Below are 16,576 nucleotides of genomic sequence, written 5' to 3'. Positions count from 1 at the left end.
GAACTGACAGCAATGTTTACTAAGTCAGCCTGCCAGAGCATTAAACGGGATTAAAAATGGTAAAAATCAGACCTATCCGCGTATCAATAAATAACCAAAATGACGATTATAGAGGACAGTATTACAAGTGATTAAATAATAATCTTGTTTTGTGTAAAAAGTAACCAAAATAAATCACATATATTGGTAAACTATGGGGTATTCCAATTCACAGGAAGTGTTATAACTAGAATCAATTAGAAAGTTACCTGGCAGTTGTTGACGTTTCGTGTACATCTTATGGAGCCCAGTTATAAGAATTTAACCGAATGCCATTGTCCGGCTTACAACCTCTGAAGGCAAGGTGAAGGGTAGGCGCAAGCCCAAAATGACCAGCAGCAAGATCGAATCGGCCAAGAAGCTATTAACCAGCGGCAGAACGCACGTAGTGTGCTTTATATGACCCCAAATATCCGACTTATTGAAAAAACGGGGCAATTAAGCCCCTGTGAAATGTAATTTTAAACCCAACGCTTTCGTTATTTTAAACACTGTATTAAATGTAGGGTTTGCTTCTCCAGAAAGTGCTTTATAAATACCCTCTCTACTCATTCCAACTTGTTTTGATAGCTGGCTGATATTTTTTGCTCTTGCAATATTGCCTAATGCAATAAATAAATATTTAGTATCGTTTTCCTCTATCGCTGCATTTAAATAGGCTTGAATATCTTCATCATCATGTAAAAACTCAACAACATCAAACTCTTTAAGCTCTTTATTCATGTCAAAATCCCCATTCTTTAGCTATTTCTTTTGCTTTTTTGATATCTTGTTGTTGTGTATTTTTATCGCCACCACAAAGCAACAAAACTATTTCATTATTCCTATTAGTAAAATATACCCTGTATCCCTTCCCTTGATGAATTCTTAATTCTGATATTCCATTTCCAATAGGTTCTGCATCTCCGAAATTACCCTCTTTCATTCTATCAATTCTTATAATGATTTTTGCTTTTGCGGTTTTGTCTTTCAAAGATTTTAACCATCTCTCTACTTCGGGTGTTCGATTTACTTTAATCATTTTACCCCTCATTTATTTCTATAATACTGAGTATAATACAGCCTTTTGTGTTGTCAACCGCAGTTAACAGTTTTAACAGTTTTCTGGGTGTTTCATTTAAAAATTCCTCTCAAAACGTCAACCGCCCCTATGCCTTTATCCCGCCACCGGCAAAATCGACGGTGAGTGTTTTCCCAGCCGCCATAATCGGGGGCAAATCTCGCCAAGATGCCCCTGTTCGTAAAATCCAAAACACCGCATTGATAAATAATCGATTATCGTGGGCTTCACGCCCCCATGCGCCTTTTCGGCCAGGCAAATGAGGTTCAAGTCAGTCCCAAACAGGTGCTGAAATATCATGGCGACGGTGTGAAGGTGTGCTCATTGTCAAACAATTCTATATATGAAATGGACGATGCTCATAGCAGATATTCTTCATGACGACATTATCTAGAGTCTTGTATGTTTTGTTTAGGATTAGACAACTATATCAGAACCGGTAACTCTGAACCTTTTTATATTTATCAGTAAAAACAAAAAAGGCCAGCAAACGCTGGCCGATTTTAAAAACTTATTTCTTAACACCAAAATCACGATAATCTATCGGACCTTTATTACCCGCCTGATCTAAACCATATACACAGAAGCGTACTGGGGAATCTTTCTTCATAAGAGAAATCGGTATTCTTCTATAGATAGAATATCCGGTGTGATCGTCACACTTTGTAGATTCCAGAGGACCTGATTTTATACGTAAGTCAACAATTTCCCATTGATTAAATATAGGATTAACAACCCATCTGTCCTCTGCTTCAAAAACTAATCTTATGGCTGGTTTTATTGACGGAGGAGTGTTATCAATTTCACGTAATTTTACTGACGCGTAAGATGTGTCCTGCCAGCGTTTATTTTCAGCATGTCGTCCAATAACACACATTGTGTAAACTCCTTCTTTAGAAGGTGTCAGGAGTTTATCCAGCGGTTGCTCAGTGACTGAGAAGGGTTTGCTGTATCCTTTAGGGTTTGAACAATCAGTATTACTCGCAAGTCCTTTTTTATAGCGGATTTTGTCAAAACCATCTTCACCAAGTCGTAAATTCCATGTGGCAGCGTTGCCATTAACGGTACTCTGAGTAATAAGAGGACCACTGGCTCTAATGGTGATTCCTTTGCCATCGTCAAGTTTATTTAAATCCAGTTTTCCATCATGGGTAAGTGCACGTGCAATTTTGTCAACAGGCATATAGTAACTGGCACTTTCGCGCGAGTAACCTTTATCATCGACTAATTCACACGGCCGGCCAAGCCCACAACCACTGTAACCCGGTGTGACGGTGGTATTTAATACGCCAATTATCTTAGATTGGTTTTTCAATATGACCGGTGAACCAGAGGTTCCCCCAGAAACACCAGCACAATCCACAGAAACACTTGGCGCCCAATTCCACACATGTTCATACAGGAGCGGTGTTTCTCCAAGGATGTGGCAGTCGGAATATCGCAGATAACGTTTATCGCTCTCTACACCATTGACAGGTATATGAGCAAGTTCAACGGCCTGACCTGATGGTTTAAGTTCTTTTTGTAATGTCACCGGCAGTATTCCACGCTTTGCCAGTTCTCCATAAGTTGCTTTCAGTCTGAAAACCGCCAGGTCACCGCCTTTCATGGTTGCGTACAAAACTTTATCAATATCAACAGGTTGATGTTTATCGATCAAGTCAATAAAGTAATTTGGTGTAAATGTCCAACCAGGACCGGCGGGTTGATCAATAATGACTTCGTTTGTGTCTAAGGTATCGTCAAGACAATGGCCTGCGGAGAGAATAAGCGCCTGTTGATTGGCATCCGGTTTTTCTGAGCCGGCAATGAGTGTGGCGGTACAGAGGCCATTCGTTCTTAATTTTCCAACATGCTTAAATCTATCTGCACCCGGATCGGTCGATTTTAATAGCGGAGCTTCGTTTCTGGTGTTGTATTGCTGATGAGCAATATGCTCATTTTTGCTTTCAGGGAGTGTTTGTGCGAAGCAATTTGTTGACACAATCCCTGTAATAAGAGTAGCTAAAAATATTTTTTTCATATTTTGACCTCAGGTTGTTTACATTTTTAATATTTCCATGTAAAGAAAACAGACGTTCAATAAAATGATGTTTATTGCTAATCTTTTTTTAGGATTTTAATAAATCCTCTTATTGGGGTATTTAATGCTTACTAATTTATGAGTTAATAAACATTTTTTTTAGCGCATAAAATCATTCTATTGGGTGCCGGTGTTCCTTACCCAATAATAAATAACATAAAAATCAGCTGAACAGTTTTATATACGGCAATAGGGCTATAACGTTCAATGGAACGAAAGCTAACGATAAGGGCTTTTCTGATATAATTTCGTCGTTATAAATGATGAATTGATTAAATAGGATTTAAGCTCCGGGAGAATGTGAGTTTGTTAGTTGTTACTTAATTTCTCACCCGGAGCATTGATTGAGGAATAATAAAAATGTTAGCGAAATAATTCTGGTTTTGCCGGAATTAATTCCAGTTCAGTTTGAAGTGTTTTTAAATAGTCAATAGCAATAGTCGCTAAAATGGGATAAAAATCATTTTCCAGTTTGGCTTCTTCAGTCAGTTCCAGATAACGATATGCCCACGGCAGTAAGTGCTGTTCCAGCAGTGTACGCGCAGCAGGTTTATGTCCTTGTTCCAAAATATAAACCAGGGCCAGCAGCATCAGGCCGAATTGATCTTCCGGTTCCCGTTGTTTACTGGAGATGATCATATTTTGTTGCGCCAGAAATTCCCGGTAAGCCAATGTGCTTTCACCTAATAACAGGTTTTCTCTGTCCAGATAAACGGATCCCCAAGGCGGCGCTGGCATGGCTCCTTGTCCTTCGAACAGGATGGAATAGTCATATTGCAGGGATCCCGCCGGCAGAGCAGCGATTTTTTTCGTCAGGTTTCCTATTTTTCCGCTATCCGACCAGGGAAATAATTTATCAATATCTGTAAGCAATGGAATTAGCGGACGGACTTGTTCTGATTGCGGTGAGTAATAAAAACAGGCACCAAGAATGCGGGGTACAGTGGTATCTAATAACATCGGCAGCTCTCATTGTGATTTGGTTATACAGAGGGTGTAGGAAGCTATTTTATGACAAGCTGCATCATAAACTTATATGATATGAATAGATAGTTGATTATGATCAACGATTAAGCTGTTGTGGTGTTGTTACTATCTTTGTTACCAGATTGGCGGTGGTTTTTGTTATAAGTCGTATAAATTTATCGTCGAAAATAATAAATCCAACCGTCTTCTTGATGTGAAGAATATATATTTAATTCGCATCTTAATTCAATGGGGTTAATAAGGTTATTATAATGTCAAAGGATATATATCATTAGCCATCTAATAACTTAGTAAATAGTCCCGTTAAAAATAAATAAACCGCTGTCGGGTTAATACTGCACCTCAATGGGTGTGGTTGGGAAGGGGGTGAAAATCCTCCGCAGCCCCCGCTGCTGTGATGCTGACAACTCCGCTGATGCCACTGGTCGGAATGACTGGGAAGGTGGCGGGGAAGGATGACGCTAAGCCAGAAGACCGACCTGACAGGTATGAGACATTCAACTCCTTCGGAGGGAAGCGGGTTGTCATCCAATGGATGTGTGCAGTGCTGATGCTGCGTCAGGCACGTCTTGTTGACACCTATTCTCGGTCGATATATCGGGAATTTTTTATGCAACAGTCAGGCAAGAAGGCGTTTGTTATTGCAGGTACGGGGAGTGGTTGCGGTAAGACCACGGTTACCCTTGGCATTTTGCGGGCGTTGAGGCTGCGCGGGTTGGCTGTCCAGCCGTTTAAAGTGGGGCCGGATTATCTGGACAGCGGCTGGCACAGCGCGGTGTGTGGCGTGGCATCCCGCAATCTTGATGCGTTTATGCTGCCAACAGCAACTTTAAACGGTCTTTATAATCAGCATATGCGCCATGCTGATGTGGCCGTCATCGAAGGTGTGATGGGGTTGTATGATGGTTATGGTACGAACCCGAATTATTGCAGTAGCGCTGCAATGGCGAAACAGTTGGGATGTCCGGTGATTTTGCTGGTAGATGGTAAGGCAGTATCCACTTCTGTTGCGGCTACTGTTCTGGGTTTTTGTCGTTTTGATCCCTCTCTGACAATTGCGGGCGTTATTGTTAACCGCGTCAATTCTGAAAATCATTTCGAACTCATCCGTAGTGCTATTGAACATTATTGTGGTGTTCCGGTGCTGGGGCGTTTGCCCGTTATGCAAGATGTGTCGTTGCCGTCCCGCCATCTTGGTCTTATTCCGGCTCAGGAACAGGTTGCTGATGATGCCCGCTGGCAGCGGTTGGCTCAACAGGTTGAAACATATATCAACCTTGATCGTCTGTTGGCGCTTTGTGACTGTCCTGTTTCACCGGAAGGTGAGGCGCCATCATTGCCTGATCCCGCACTGGCTGACGGCCTGACGCTGGCATTGGCGGATGATGAAGCTTTTAACTTTTATTATCCGGATAATCTGGAAATGCTGGAACGGGCAGGGGTACGTATCCACCGTTTTAGCCCACTACATGATCGCCGCCTGCCTGATTGTCAGATGATTTATCTGGGCGGTGGCTACCCGGAAATCTATGCCGCTCAATTGGCCGCCAATAGTGCTATGCGGAAAGCTTTACAGGATGCGCATTATCGTCAGGTTCCCCTTTATGCTGAATGCGGTGGCCTGATGTACCTTGGCGAGTCATTGACCGATGGAGAAGGGGCACGTCACCAGATGGCCGGCATTTTGCCGGGAGAAAGCCGTATGGGGACACGGCTGATGCGCTTTGGTTACTGTCAGGCCAAAGCCCGTTGCAGTACGTTGCTGGCCGCTGCGGGCGAAGTTTTACGCGGCCACGAGTTTCACTATTCCGATTTTATCAGTTCGGTACCTTCGGTTTTTGATTGCACGAAATGGCGTGATGGTATGGCAATCCAGCAATGGGCGGGGGGCTATCAGGTACAGCAAACACTGGCCAGTTACCTTCATATCCATTTTGCCCAGCGCCCTGGTCTGCTTGATCGCTGGTTGATGTATGCGAGGAGACTATTGTGACACTTGCCGCTTGGTTCGCTGCTTTCTTGCTCGATAGTTGGCTGGGTGATCCGCCACATTGGCCTCATCCGGTACGTTGGATCGGTCATCTGATTTCATGGGTGCAACGGGTTATCCGGCGTTGTTGTCGCAATGAACGAGCATTGAAAGTTGGTGGAGCCGTGTTGTGGGTAGTCGTTGTTGGCTTGACCTGGCTGGTGAGTTGGGGATGTTTATGGTTGATGAACTGCATTCACCCCTGGATCGGCTGGTTGGCCGAAGTATGGATGATTTATACCCTGTTGGCTGGCCGTTGTCTGAGTGATGCCGCTCTGGCGGTACATGGTGTGTTACAGCAGGGTTCTTTGGATGAGAGTCGCCGGCAATTGTCATGGATTGTCGGGCGCGATACTTCTCAACTGGATAAGCCGCAAATCACGTGTGCAGTGGTGGAGACGGTGGCGGAAAACAGCGTTGACGGCGTTATTGCGCCACTCTTTTTCCTGATGATTGGCGGTGCGCCGTTGGCAATGGCTTACAAAGCGGTCAATACCCTTGATTCAATGGTGGGATATAAAACGCCGAAATATCGCGCGATTGGGTATGTCTCCGCCCGTATGGATGATTTGGCAAATTGGTTACCGGCACGGCTGAGTTGGCTGTTGCTGAGTGCAGCGGCTTGGTTCATTCGGGTTGATTTTCGTCAGGCCCTGCGTATTGGCTGGCGCGATCGTTATCAACATGCCAGTCCTAACTGTGGCTGGTCTGAAGCGACAGTTGCCGGAGCCTTGGGTATTCGCCTTGGCGGCCCGAATGACTACTTTGGTGAACGGGTAGATAAACCCTGGATTGGTGATGAACGCCGTGAAATCGCGCTGACGGATATCCCGCTCACTATCCACTTGATGATGATAGCTTCGCAACTGGCCTTACTGTTGTTTGCGTTGCTGCACTTACTGTTGGTCGGAATAGCTTAGAAAAGGGCAACGAATATGAACTATCTCCAGAAACCTCAGCAAATTGAACAGAATAGTTTCGCAATCATTGGCGATATTATTGCCTGTGAACGCCCCGATTATCGTTTTGTTGATGAGATGCAGGAAGCGGTGATTAAACGGGTGATCCACACTACCGCAGATTTTGATTGGCTGGATATTTTATGGTTTTCACCGGATGTGCTGACCCGTATTACTGAGGCATTGCGCCGGGGGTGCATTCTGTATACCGATACCACGATGGCTCAGTCCGGTATCAACAAGACGTTGTTACAGCAGATGGGCTGTGAATGCCGTTGTTATGTCAGTGATCCGCGAGTGGTTACGATGGCAAAAGCGCAGGGTATTACCCGTTCTATGGCAGCGGTGGATGTCGCATTGGCTGAGGAGGGCGACAAAATATTCGTGTTCGGTAATGCTCCGACAGCGCTGTTCCGCTTGCTGGAAAGGCGGGCTTCGCCATTGGCGGTGATCGGGGTGCCGGTCGGGTTTGTCGGCGCGGCAGAATCGAAAGCGGCGTTGATGCAAAGCGAATTGCCTTATATCGCCGCCGCAGGCCGTAAAGGCGGAAGTAATATCGCGGCGGCGATTATCAATGCCATTCTGTACCGGTTGCGGGAGGCATAATGAGCGATACGATGCAATTAGACAGCATCTGGCATAACGGTAAGCAATATCGCAAAGGTTATACCACCGGTTCCTGTGCTACTGCTGCCGCCAAGGTTGCCGCATTGATGGTGTTGCGTCAGCAAGTTATTGACCATGTTTCTATTGTTACCCCTTCCGGCGTGACATTACGCCTTAACGTCGAACAGCCACTGATTGAAGGCCAACAGGCGACGGCTGCTATCCGTAAAGATGGTGGCGACGATGTGGATGCGACTCATGGCATGTTGATTTTTGCTCGTGTCACGCTATGCGATCACGGTGAAATCCATCTGAGCGGCGGAGAAGGTGTTGGTACGGTTACCCGCAAAGGTGTCGGGTTGCCGGTAGGCAGTGCCGCCATTAACCGTACACCACGTCAGACTATTGAGGCAGCGGTACGGGAGGCTATTGGCCCCATGCGGGGAGCGGAAGTGGAGATCTTTGCACCGGAAGGCGAAGAGCGGGCAAAGAAAACCTACAACGGCAAGTTGGGAATACTTGGCGGTATTTCCATTATTGGGACCACCGGTATTGTCACGCCAATGTCGGAGGAGAGCTGGAAACGTTCACTGGCGATAGAGCTGGAAATGAAACGTGCAGCAGGAGCTGAAAAGGTCATTCTGGTTCCCGGCAATCACGGCGAGCGTTTTGTGCGTGAACAATTGGGGCTTGATGGTCAGTTGGTGGTGACGATGAGTAACTTTGTCGGCTACATGTTGCAGGAAGCGGTTCGGCTTGGCTTCCGCCATATCATGCTGGTAGGGCATCCCGGCAAGCTGGTGAAGGTAGCCGCTGGGATTTTTCATACCCACAGTCACATTGCTGATGGCCGCATGGAAACATTGATTGCCTATCTGGCCCTGATGGGCGCGCCGCAGGCACTGTTGTTGGAGGTTAATCACTGCGATACCACGGAAGCGGCAATAGAGCTGATTGCGGAACACGGCTTGCAAGCGGTTTATGACCGTATTGCCGAACGTATTTGTGAACGGATGAGTGAGATGCTGCGTTTTGCCGTTAACCCACCGCGCTGTGACGCCATTATGTTCTCCTTTGATAATCAGGTCCTCGGCACCAGCCGTCCATTGAATGACATTTTGGAGGAGATGCGATGATCACTGTCGTGGGTATTGGTCCCGGTGATACGGCGTATCTGACGCCACAGGCACAACACTATATTACTGACGCGGAGGTACTGGTCGGTGGCAGGCGTCACCTGGAGATATTCAGCGGTATCACCCATGAAACCCGCGTACTGGATGCCGATCTTGCCAGTTTGCTGATCTGGCTACAGAACAACAGTACACGTCATATTGTGGTATTGGCGTCCGGTGATCCGTTGTTGTATGGCATCGGCAAATTGTTGTCTGAATATTTTACCGCAGATGATCTGCGCATCATTCCGGGTATCAGTTCAATTCAGTATCTGTGTGCCAAAGCGGCGCTGGATATGAACGATATCTATCTGACCAGCAGTCACGGGCGTACCCCGGATTTCGACTGGATTCTGCAACATGACAAAGTAGCGATGGTAACTGATGGGCGCGTCGGCCCGTGGGCAATTGCGGAGGCCATTATTGCGCGTGGCCTGAGCCGTACATTGATTATTGGTGAAAACCTCTCTTTGCCTGATGAGCGTATTCACCGTCTGCGGCCAGAAGCGGTGGCGACTGACTATGACATGAACGTGGTGGTGATCCTATGAGAGATGACGAATTTTTACGCGGACAGAAAGTACCGATGACCAAAGAGCCGGTTCGTGCACTGGCATTGGAGCGGCTGGTATTGAATCATGCCAGCCAGTTGATTGATGTGGGAGCGGGTACCGGCAGCGTGGCGCTGGAGGCGGCGCTGCGATTCCCGGCGCTGACGGTCACCGCTATTGAACGTAACCCTGCTGCTCTGGCTTTGATTGGGGAGAATCGTCAACGGCTGGGTTGTCATAATGTGGCGATCATCGCCGGAGAGGCCCCGTTGGCATTGGATGTAATGGCAGATGCGGTATTTATTGGCGGCAGTGGGGGGCAATTGACGGCACTGATCGACTGGGCGCTGGATCACATGTACCCCGGTGGCCGTCTGGTGCTGACGTTCATTTTGCTGAATAACCTGAATGACGCGCTGGTACATTTGCGGACGTGTCAGATAAGTGATTTGGAGTGCATACAGTTACAGGCGTCTACTCTGGCATCACTTGGCAGCGGTCACTATTTTAAGCCGAATAATCCGACTTATCTGATTTCCTGTTACAAGGAGAAGATCGATGTCTGAACATTTTGATCCTCGGAAAGTCTGGTTTGTGGGGGCCGGGCCGGGTGATAAGGCGTTGATCACCCTGAAAGGCTATCGTTTATTGCAGCAGGCGCAGGTGGTGGTTTACGCCGGTTCATTGATTAACACCGAACTGCTGGATTACTGTCCGCCGGAAGCTGAATGCCATGACAGCGCCGGTCTGACGCTGGAACAGATTGTTGCACTAATGGTGGATGGTGTACATGCGGGTAAATTGGTGGTTCGATTGCAAACCGGTGATCTCTCGTTATACGGCTCTATCCGTGAGCAGGGGGAAGCTCTGACTGATGCCGGCATTGGTTTTGTCTCGGTGCCGGGTGTCAGTGCTTTTCTTGGCGCGGCGGCGCAGTTAGGGGTGGAGTACACCGTACCGGAAGTGTCGCAAAGCCTGATTATCACCCGGATTGAAGGACGTACACCGGTGCCTCCGCTCGAACAGTTGGAATCCTTTGCCGCTCATCAGACTTCAATGGCGATTTATCTTTCTGTGCAGAAGATGAGACATGTGGTTGTACGTCTTCAAGCTGGTGGTTACCCGGTCACAACACCGGTCGTGGTGATATACAAGGCAACTTGGGCTGACAGTCGTACCGTGCGCGGTACGCTGGCCGATATCGCCGAAAAAGTACAGGCAGCGGGTATCCGTAAAACCGCTTTGATTCTGGTCGGTGCTTTCCTGGGAGAGGAATATCACTATTCCAGGCTCTACGATGCGGGGTTTAGCCATGAATATCGCCGGGCATGAATCGATCGCGGTGTTCTGTTTGACTCCGGGCGGGGTCAGATTGGTGCGAAGGTTGAGAACGCATCTGCCGCTGACCTGTTTTACCAGTGAAAAGCTGCTGGAGCCGGGATTTATTCCTTTTAATGGCAGTTTTGGCGACACCTTGCGTGGGGCATTCAAGAATTATTCGGCGCTAGTGGTGGTTGCGGCGCTGGGGATCACTGTACGAATGATTGCGCCACTGATAAACGACAAAATGCATGATCCGGCGGTGGTGGTGATTGATGAACGTGGTCGGCATGTCATCAGTTTGCTATCCGGTCATGTGGGTGGCGCTAATGCATTGACTCATTATCTGGCGGAACTGCTGGGGGCCGATCCGGTGATTACTACCGCTACGGATATCAATGGGGTGGCGGCGCTGGATACTCTTGCCACTCAGTTAAACGCGGATATGCAGGATTTTCGCCATGTGGTGAAAGTGGTCAACCAAATGCTGGTCAGTGGTCAGAAAGTCGGGCTGTGGTGGGATGAATCACTGCTTAACGAACGTGAACATTTTGATACCCGTGGTTTTGTCTCGGTAGCGAGTCTGGCGGCATTGCCGGAGCTGGATGTGCTGGTATGTGTCACGTTGCGCGATTCACTGCCCGAACTACCTCTGCCGGTTTATAAACTGGTGCCGAAACGTGTTGTGGCCGGGATCGGCTGCCGTCGGGACACCCCGCTACAAACACTGGTTGAGTTATTGCAGCAGCAGATGGCGGAAAATCATTTTGATCTGATGGCCCTGAGTGCCATCGGCAGTGTTGTCATCAAGAAGGATGAGCCGGCGTTGAATCAGCTTGCACAGCGTTGGCGTGTACCGTTTAAGTTGTTCAGTGTTAATGAATTAAGTCGCCATGAACAACGTTTTCCCGCTTCTGATTTTGTCCGCCGGACGGTGGGGGTTGGCAGTGTTTCACAACCTGTCGCCTGGTTGATGAGCGAAGGAAAACTGGTTGGCCGGACCTTGCGTCAGCAGGGCGTCACTATCACTTTGGGGGTATCACAATTATGTTAACCGTAATCGGCATTGGGCCAGGCAATGAATCTATGATGACGCAGGATGCCATTGCGGCGATCCGCGAAGCCGAAATTATTGTCGGCTATAAAACCTACACCCATTTGGTCAAACATCTGACGATGGATAAAGAAGTGATTAAGACTGGAATGTGTAAGGAGATTGAACGCTGCCAGACAGCGATTGATCTGGCGTTATCCGGTCGTAAAGTGGCGTTGATCAGCAGCGGGGATGCGGGGATCTACGGCATGGCTGGTTTAGTGCTGGAGTTGGTTTGTCAGCAACAGTGCGATCTTGAGGTCAAACTGGTGGCCGGGATCACTGCCAGCATTGCTGCGGCTACGTTACTGGGGGCACCGTTAATGCACGATTTTTGTCATATCAGCTTGAGCGATTTGTTGACACCGTGGCCGGTGATTGAAAAACGTGTTATTGCCGCAGCGCAGGCCGACTTTGTTGTTTGTTTCTATAACCCACGCAGTCGTGGCCGTGAAGGGCACCTTGCCAAAGCGTTTGAACTTATGAGCCCATGGAAAGACCCGCATACGCCGGTGGGGGTGGTAAAAGCCGCCGGGCGTAAAAAGCAGGATAAATGGATTACCACTTTCGGCGAGATGGACTTTTCACCGGTGGATATGACCAGTCTGGTGATCGTTGGCAATCATACAACCTATTGCCGTGATGGACTGATGATCACGCCACGGGGGTATGAGCTATGAGCCATCCGGCTATCCATGTTTTCGGTGGTACTAGTGACGCCCGGCTGATTTGCCGGGCACTGGACGCGGCAGGAGCGCGTTACTGCCTCTCTGTTGCTACCGATGCCGGGAGGCAACTGGCGGGTGATATTCAGGGAGAGGTGATGGTGGGGCGAATGGATGCCGAGGCGATGGTGCACTATTTTGATCAGCATCAGGTAGGTTGGGTAATTGATGCGTCGCATCCTTACGCAGACGTGTTAACTCACAACGTGATCGCCGCCTGTCGCCAATTGTCACTGCGGTTTACCCGTTATCAACGTCCCAGTGAAATTGACTTACTGAATCACCCATTGTTGCACAAAGTCGATAGTGTGGAGGCTGCTTGCGACGTTGCCCGGACTCTGGGGCCGCGGGTATTACTGACCACCGGCAGTAAACAACTGGCGCTGTATCAGCGTTTACTGCCGGAAAAAACCTTACTGGTACGGGTATTGCCGACGGCTGAGGTACTGGTTCAGTGTGAGGCTCTGGGGTTGGGGGTCGATCATATTATCGCATTGCGTGGACCATTCACGGCTGAATTCAATCATGCGTTGTATGAGTTTTGCCACCCTGATGTCGTGATCACTAAAGAGTCCGGTGCTGAGGGGGGATATCAACAGAAAGTGGCTCCCTGCCTGGCACTCAATATTCCCTGTATTGTTGTGTGCCGTCCCGCACAGACCTTACAGGCAGATGAAGGAGAGCAGATTAGTTCGCTGGATGAGTTTGTCCAACACCTGACCCAATGGCAGGAACAACGAGGGCAATAAAATGAAAAAAGCACTGTTAATCATCAGCTTTGGTACCAGTTATCCGCAGACCCGGCAAAAGAATATTGAGGCTTGTGAGCGGCAATTGTCGGCTGCTTACCCTGATCGTGATCTGTATCGTGCATTCACTTCAGGAATGATCATCCGCAAATTGCAAAAACGTGATGGCCTACAGGTGGATAACCCACGTCAGGCGCTGGAGCGTTTGGTCAATGAAGGTTATCAAGATGTGGCTATTCAGTCTCTGCATGTTATCAACGGTGACGAATATGAGAAGATCGTCAGTGAAGTGAGTGCCTTTAATCAGCGTTTCCAGCGTTTGGTTGTGGGTACGCCGTTGCTTAACAGTTTTGCCGATTATCAACAACTGCTTATTGCCTTGGAAAATCAGATGCCGCCATTGGCTGCGGATGAGCGCGTGGTGTTTATGGGACACGGCACCAGTCATCATGCGTTTTCTGTCTACGCGTGCCTTGATCACCTGATGAGTTCACTTAATTTTCCGGCGTTGGTGGGAGCGGTGGAAAGTTACCCGGAAATCGGCCATCTCATCATCCGTTTGCGGCGGCAGTCCGTGCGTAAGGTACATTTGATGCCATTAATGCTGGTGGCCGGCGATCATGCAATCAACGATATGGCATCCGACGAGCCGGACTCCTGGCGTTCTCAGTTGGAAGCCGTTGGGATCAGCACGCAATCCTGGTTACAGGGATTAGGTGAAAACCCGTTGATTCGCCAAATGTTTGTTCAACACTTGAACGCCGCGTTGCAGTTAGATCAGCGGGAGGTGGCGTGATGAAGGGAAGACTTTATGCCATGGGCGTCGGCCCTGGCGCCAGTGATTTGATTACCGTACGGGCCGCCCGGATACTTGCCCGCCTTGATGTGCTTTATGCACCCGCCGGGCGTAAAGGCGGAGATAGTCTGGCGTTCTCTATCGTGCGTGAATACCTGTTACCCCACACTGAAATTCGCACCTGTCATTTCCCGATGAGCAGTAACGGCGAAGAAAAACAGGCGGTATGGGATGAAGTGGCGCAACAACTGAAAGATGAAGTGGCACAGGGGCGGCAAGTTGGGTTTATCACATTGGGTGACGCAATGTTGTTCAGTACCTGGGTCTTTTTGCTGGCGCGTATTGGCAGGCAGGAATGGCTGGAAATTGTGCCGGGTATCACCTCTTTTGCCGCTATTGCCGCACGAACCGTATTGCCGCTTGCCATGGAGCAGCAATCAATGGCGGTCATGTCCTGTACTGCGTCGGAAGCTGAGTTAGAACAGGCATTGCAAGCCCATGATTGTGTCGTGCTGATGAAAGTTTATAACCGTTTTGCCACCGTGCGTGCGTTGTTGGCACGCTTGAATTTATTCGAACATGCCCTGCTGATGGCAGATGCTTCATTGCCGGGTGAGCAGTGCTGGCGTTGTCTGGATCAGGTAGCGGCTGATCAGCCGCTACCCTATTTCTCCACCATTTTGGTGAATAAACAATGGCATACCAAGGAGTAGATTATGGAACAACAGCTAAAGAAACTCTCGTTGACCGGGTTGGCAATGGCAGTCTTGTTGATGCTGGTGCCGGAGCAAGCCTTTGCCATGCACATTATGGAAGGTTTTTTGCCTCCGGTTTGGGCATTGGCCTGGTGGGTTCTGTTTTTGCCTTGTCTGTTTATGGGGTTGGTACGATTGAGGCAGATTGTCAGTGATGACAGTAACCAGAAAGTGCTGCTGGCGTTGTGTGGGGCATTTATTTTCGTGCTGTCCGCATTGAAAATTCCATCAGTTACTGGTAGCTGCTCTCATCCGACTGGGGTAGGTCTGGCGGTGATCTTATTTGGTCCTTCGGTCGTTGCAGTACTTGGGGTTATTGTACTGTTATTTCAGGCGCTGCTACTGGCGCATGGTGGTCTGACAACCCTTGGCGCTAATGGTATGTCAATGGCCGTGCTTGGTCCGGTTGTGGGTTATTGGGTCTGGCGTTTGGCTAATAAAATCGGATTCCGGCGTGATGTTGCCGTGTTCCTCTGTGCCATGATCGCGGATCTGGTGACCTATTTCGTCACGTCGGTGCAGTTGGGCGTGGCTTTCCCAGAGCCTGAATTCGGTATTAGCGGTTCTATCGTTAAGTTTATGAGTGTGTTCTGCCTGACTCAGATCCCGATTGCAATTGCGGAAGGTTTGCTCACCGTACTGATTTACGATCAGTTAACTAAACGTCATCTTATCCACGTCAGGAGTCATTAACATGAAAAAGACCATTACCTTGCTGGTACTGCTAATCGCGTTGGTTATTCTGCCGTTCTTCATTAACCACGGAGGCGAATATGGCGGAGCTGATGGAGAAGCAGAAGCCCTGATTCAGGTCACTGCTCCAGACTATGAACCCTGGTTCCAGCCGCTGTATGAGCCGGCTAGCGGAGAGATTGAAAGTTTGCTGTTCACCCTGCAAGGCTCATTAGGAGCCGCGGTGATCTTCTATATTCTGGGTTACTACCGGAGTAAACGCAGTGAACATGTTGGGAATTGATCGACTAAGTTATCAAAGCCGCTGGCGGCGGGTTGATCCGATGGCAAAACTGGCGCTCTATGGCTTGTTTCTGCTACTGGCGATGATCAGCCCGCCGCGCTACCAGGCATTGCTATTGCTGGTGATTGCGGCGCTGACCTGCTATCTGTTGCGGATCGGGCCACGTCGCTATCTGCTTTGGTTGTCTGTACCGTTATCATTCTTATTGGTGGGACTGATAGCCATTGTGCTATCAGTTTCCCGTCAGCCGGACGCCCTGTGGTGGGGCGTTCAGGCAGGGCAGTTTTGGTTCGGTATTGATAAAGCAGGGTTGACCACGGCCAATCAGACAATGTGGCGCAGCTTGGCCGCATTGGCGGCTACCTTCTGGTTTGTACTTAATACCCCGTTTCCACAATTGATCCAACTGTTGAAACGTTGTCATGTCCCGGATCTATTAACGGAACAGATCCTGCTGACTTGGCGTTTTATCTTTATTTTTATTGATGAGGCAGCGGCGATCCATCGTGCGCAATCCCTGCGGTTTGGTTACACGTCGTTGGGAAGTGGCTACCGTTCACTGGCAATGTTAGTTAGTATGCTATTTACACGTGTGATGATCCGTTATCAGCAAATGATCGTTTCGCTGGATATCAAACTTTATCAGGGGAATTTTCACCTGTAAGGACAGGAT

Annotated in this window: 19 protein-coding genes, 2 pseudogenes and 1 riboswitch; of the genes and pseudogenes, 16 read left to right on the top strand and 5 right to left on the bottom strand. The window is 48.5% G+C overall.

Annotation, left to right across the window (positions count from 1 at the left end; all coding sequences use genetic code 11):
- Window positions 1-346: 346 nt before the first annotated feature.
- A pseudogene (locus tag LGZ99_RS24870) lies at window positions 347-415 on the top strand (recombinase family protein); the annotation flags it as partial.
- 62 nt (window positions 416-477) lie between these two features.
- On the opposite strand, the gene LGZ99_RS15660 reads toward LGZ99_RS24870, so the two are convergent.
- The 5 genes and pseudogenes from LGZ99_RS15660 to LGZ99_RS15640 all read right to left on the bottom strand — a co-directional run bounded on the left by LGZ99_RS15660 (window position 478) and on the right by LGZ99_RS15640 (window position 4,142).
- On the bottom strand, window positions 478-762 hold the full coding sequence (locus LGZ99_RS15660; protein ID WP_036840097.1) for an addiction module antidote protein: 285 nt from the start codon (window positions 760-762) through the stop codon (window positions 478-480).
- 1 nt (window position 763) lies between these two features.
- Entirely contained in the window at window positions 764-1,060 is a 297-nt protein-coding gene (locus tag LGZ99_RS15655) for a type II toxin-antitoxin system RelE/ParE family toxin (protein ID WP_262979314.1), read from the bottom strand.
- A 128-nt stretch (window positions 1,061-1,188) separates the two neighbouring features.
- Window positions 1,189-1,424: pseudogene (locus LGZ99_RS15650) on the bottom strand (transposase); the annotation flags it as partial.
- 186 nt (window positions 1,425-1,610) lie between these two features.
- Window positions 1,611-3,122, bottom strand: a complete 1,512-nt coding sequence (locus tag LGZ99_RS15645; protein WP_023044073.1) for a trypsin-like serine peptidase — start codon at window positions 3,120-3,122, stop codon at window positions 1,611-1,613.
- Between the two features lie 423 nt (window positions 3,123-3,545).
- A complete protein-coding gene (locus LGZ99_RS15640) occupies window positions 3,546-4,142 on the bottom strand; it encodes a molecular chaperone TorD family protein (RefSeq protein ID WP_228940016.1) in 597 nt (198 codons plus the stop codon).
- A 336-nt stretch (window positions 4,143-4,478) separates the two neighbouring features.
- A riboswitch (cobalamin riboswitch) is annotated at window positions 4,479-4,666 on the top strand.
- A gap of 113 nt (window positions 4,667-4,779) precedes the next feature.
- Here LGZ99_RS15640 and LGZ99_RS15635 point away from each other — a divergent pair.
- From LGZ99_RS15635 to LGZ99_RS15565, 15 genes are read left to right on the top strand one after another with little or no spacing between them, the layout of a single operon-like run.
- On the top strand, window positions 4,780-6,162 hold the full coding sequence (locus LGZ99_RS15635) for a cobyrinic acid a,c-diamide synthase CobB (protein ID WP_262979313.1): 1,383 nt from the start codon (window positions 4,780-4,782) through the stop codon (window positions 6,160-6,162).
- Window positions 6,159-7,118, top strand: a complete 960-nt coding sequence (gene cbiB / locus LGZ99_RS15630) for an adenosylcobinamide-phosphate synthase CbiB (protein WP_262979312.1) — start codon at window positions 6,159-6,161, stop codon at window positions 7,116-7,118. Before LGZ99_RS15635 ends, cbiB begins: the two co-directional genes overlap by 4 nt.
- 15 nt (window positions 7,119-7,133) lie before the next feature.
- Complete coding sequence (locus tag LGZ99_RS15625; RefSeq protein ID WP_262979311.1) at window positions 7,134-7,763, top strand: cobalt-precorrin-8 methylmutase; 630 nt, start codon at window positions 7,134-7,136, stop codon at window positions 7,761-7,763.
- Window positions 7,763-8,899 carry a cobalt-precorrin-5B (C(1))-methyltransferase CbiD gene (gene cbiD, locus LGZ99_RS15620; protein WP_262979310.1) on the top strand — a complete coding sequence of 379 codons (1,137 nt, stop codon included), beginning with the start codon at window positions 7,763-7,765 and terminating at the stop codon, window positions 8,897-8,899. The genes LGZ99_RS15625 and cbiD overlap by 1 nt, the downstream gene beginning before the upstream one ends.
- Window positions 8,896-9,489: a cobalt-precorrin-7 (C(5))-methyltransferase gene (locus LGZ99_RS15615; RefSeq protein WP_262979309.1), complete on the top strand. Its 594-nt coding sequence runs from the start codon at window positions 8,896-8,898 to the stop codon at window positions 9,487-9,489. The genes cbiD and LGZ99_RS15615 overlap by 4 nt, the downstream gene beginning before the upstream one ends.
- Window positions 9,486-10,055 carry a decarboxylating cobalt-precorrin-6B (C(15))-methyltransferase gene (locus LGZ99_RS15610; protein ID WP_262979308.1) on the top strand — a complete coding sequence of 190 codons (570 nt, stop codon included), beginning with the start codon at window positions 9,486-9,488 and terminating at the stop codon, window positions 10,053-10,055. Before LGZ99_RS15615 ends, LGZ99_RS15610 begins: the two co-directional genes overlap by 4 nt.
- Window positions 10,048-10,821 carry a cobalt-precorrin-4 methyltransferase gene (locus LGZ99_RS15605; protein ID WP_262979307.1) on the top strand — a complete coding sequence of 258 codons (774 nt, stop codon included), beginning with the start codon at window positions 10,048-10,050 and terminating at the stop codon, window positions 10,819-10,821. The genes LGZ99_RS15610 and LGZ99_RS15605 overlap by 8 nt, the downstream gene beginning before the upstream one ends.
- Entirely contained in the window at window positions 10,802-11,863 is a 1,062-nt protein-coding gene (gene cbiG / locus LGZ99_RS15600) for a cobalt-precorrin 5A hydrolase (protein ID WP_262979306.1), read from the top strand. The genes LGZ99_RS15605 and cbiG overlap by 20 nt, the downstream gene beginning before the upstream one ends.
- A complete protein-coding gene (locus LGZ99_RS15595) occupies window positions 11,857-12,582 on the top strand; it encodes a precorrin-3B C(17)-methyltransferase (protein WP_036840078.1) in 726 nt (241 codons plus the stop codon). The genes cbiG and LGZ99_RS15595 overlap by 7 nt, the downstream gene beginning before the upstream one ends.
- Window positions 12,579-13,376, top strand: coding sequence for a cobalt-precorrin-6A reductase (locus LGZ99_RS15590; RefSeq protein WP_262979305.1), 798 nt, complete (start codon window positions 12,579-12,581; stop codon window positions 13,374-13,376). Before LGZ99_RS15595 ends, LGZ99_RS15590 begins: the two co-directional genes overlap by 4 nt.
- A gap of 1 nt (window position 13,377) precedes the next feature.
- Window positions 13,378-14,172, top strand: a complete 795-nt coding sequence (gene cbiK / locus LGZ99_RS15585; protein WP_262979304.1) for a sirohydrochlorin cobaltochelatase — start codon at window positions 13,378-13,380, stop codon at window positions 14,170-14,172.
- Entirely contained in the window at window positions 14,172-14,885 is a 714-nt protein-coding gene (locus LGZ99_RS15580) for a cobalt-factor II C(20)-methyltransferase (protein ID WP_262979303.1), read from the top strand. Before cbiK ends, LGZ99_RS15580 begins: the two co-directional genes overlap by 1 nt.
- 3 nt (window positions 14,886-14,888) lie before the next feature.
- Entirely contained in the window at window positions 14,889-15,620 is a 732-nt protein-coding gene (gene cbiM / locus LGZ99_RS15575) for a cobalt ECF transporter S component CbiM (RefSeq protein WP_036840067.1), read from the top strand.
- Between the two features lies 1 nt (window position 15,621).
- Window positions 15,622-15,903 (top strand): energy-coupling factor ABC transporter substrate-binding protein, encoded by a 282-nt coding sequence (locus LGZ99_RS15570; protein WP_021324508.1) that lies wholly within the window; start codon window positions 15,622-15,624, stop codon window positions 15,901-15,903.
- On the top strand, window positions 15,890-16,567 hold the full coding sequence (locus LGZ99_RS15565; RefSeq protein WP_021324509.1) for an energy-coupling factor ABC transporter transmembrane protein: 678 nt from the start codon (window positions 15,890-15,892) through the stop codon (window positions 16,565-16,567). The genes LGZ99_RS15570 and LGZ99_RS15565 overlap by 14 nt, the downstream gene beginning before the upstream one ends.
- The last annotated feature ends 9 nt before the right edge of the window (window positions 16,568-16,576 follow it).

This window comes from Photorhabdus temperata (assembly GCF_025384845.1).
In the GTDB taxonomy this organism is placed as follows: domain Bacteria; phylum Pseudomonadota; class Gammaproteobacteria; order Enterobacterales; family Enterobacteriaceae; genus Photorhabdus; species Photorhabdus temperata.
The sequence above is the reverse complement of the archived record's forward strand: the minus strand, read 5'-3'. Positions and strand labels throughout refer to the sequence as shown.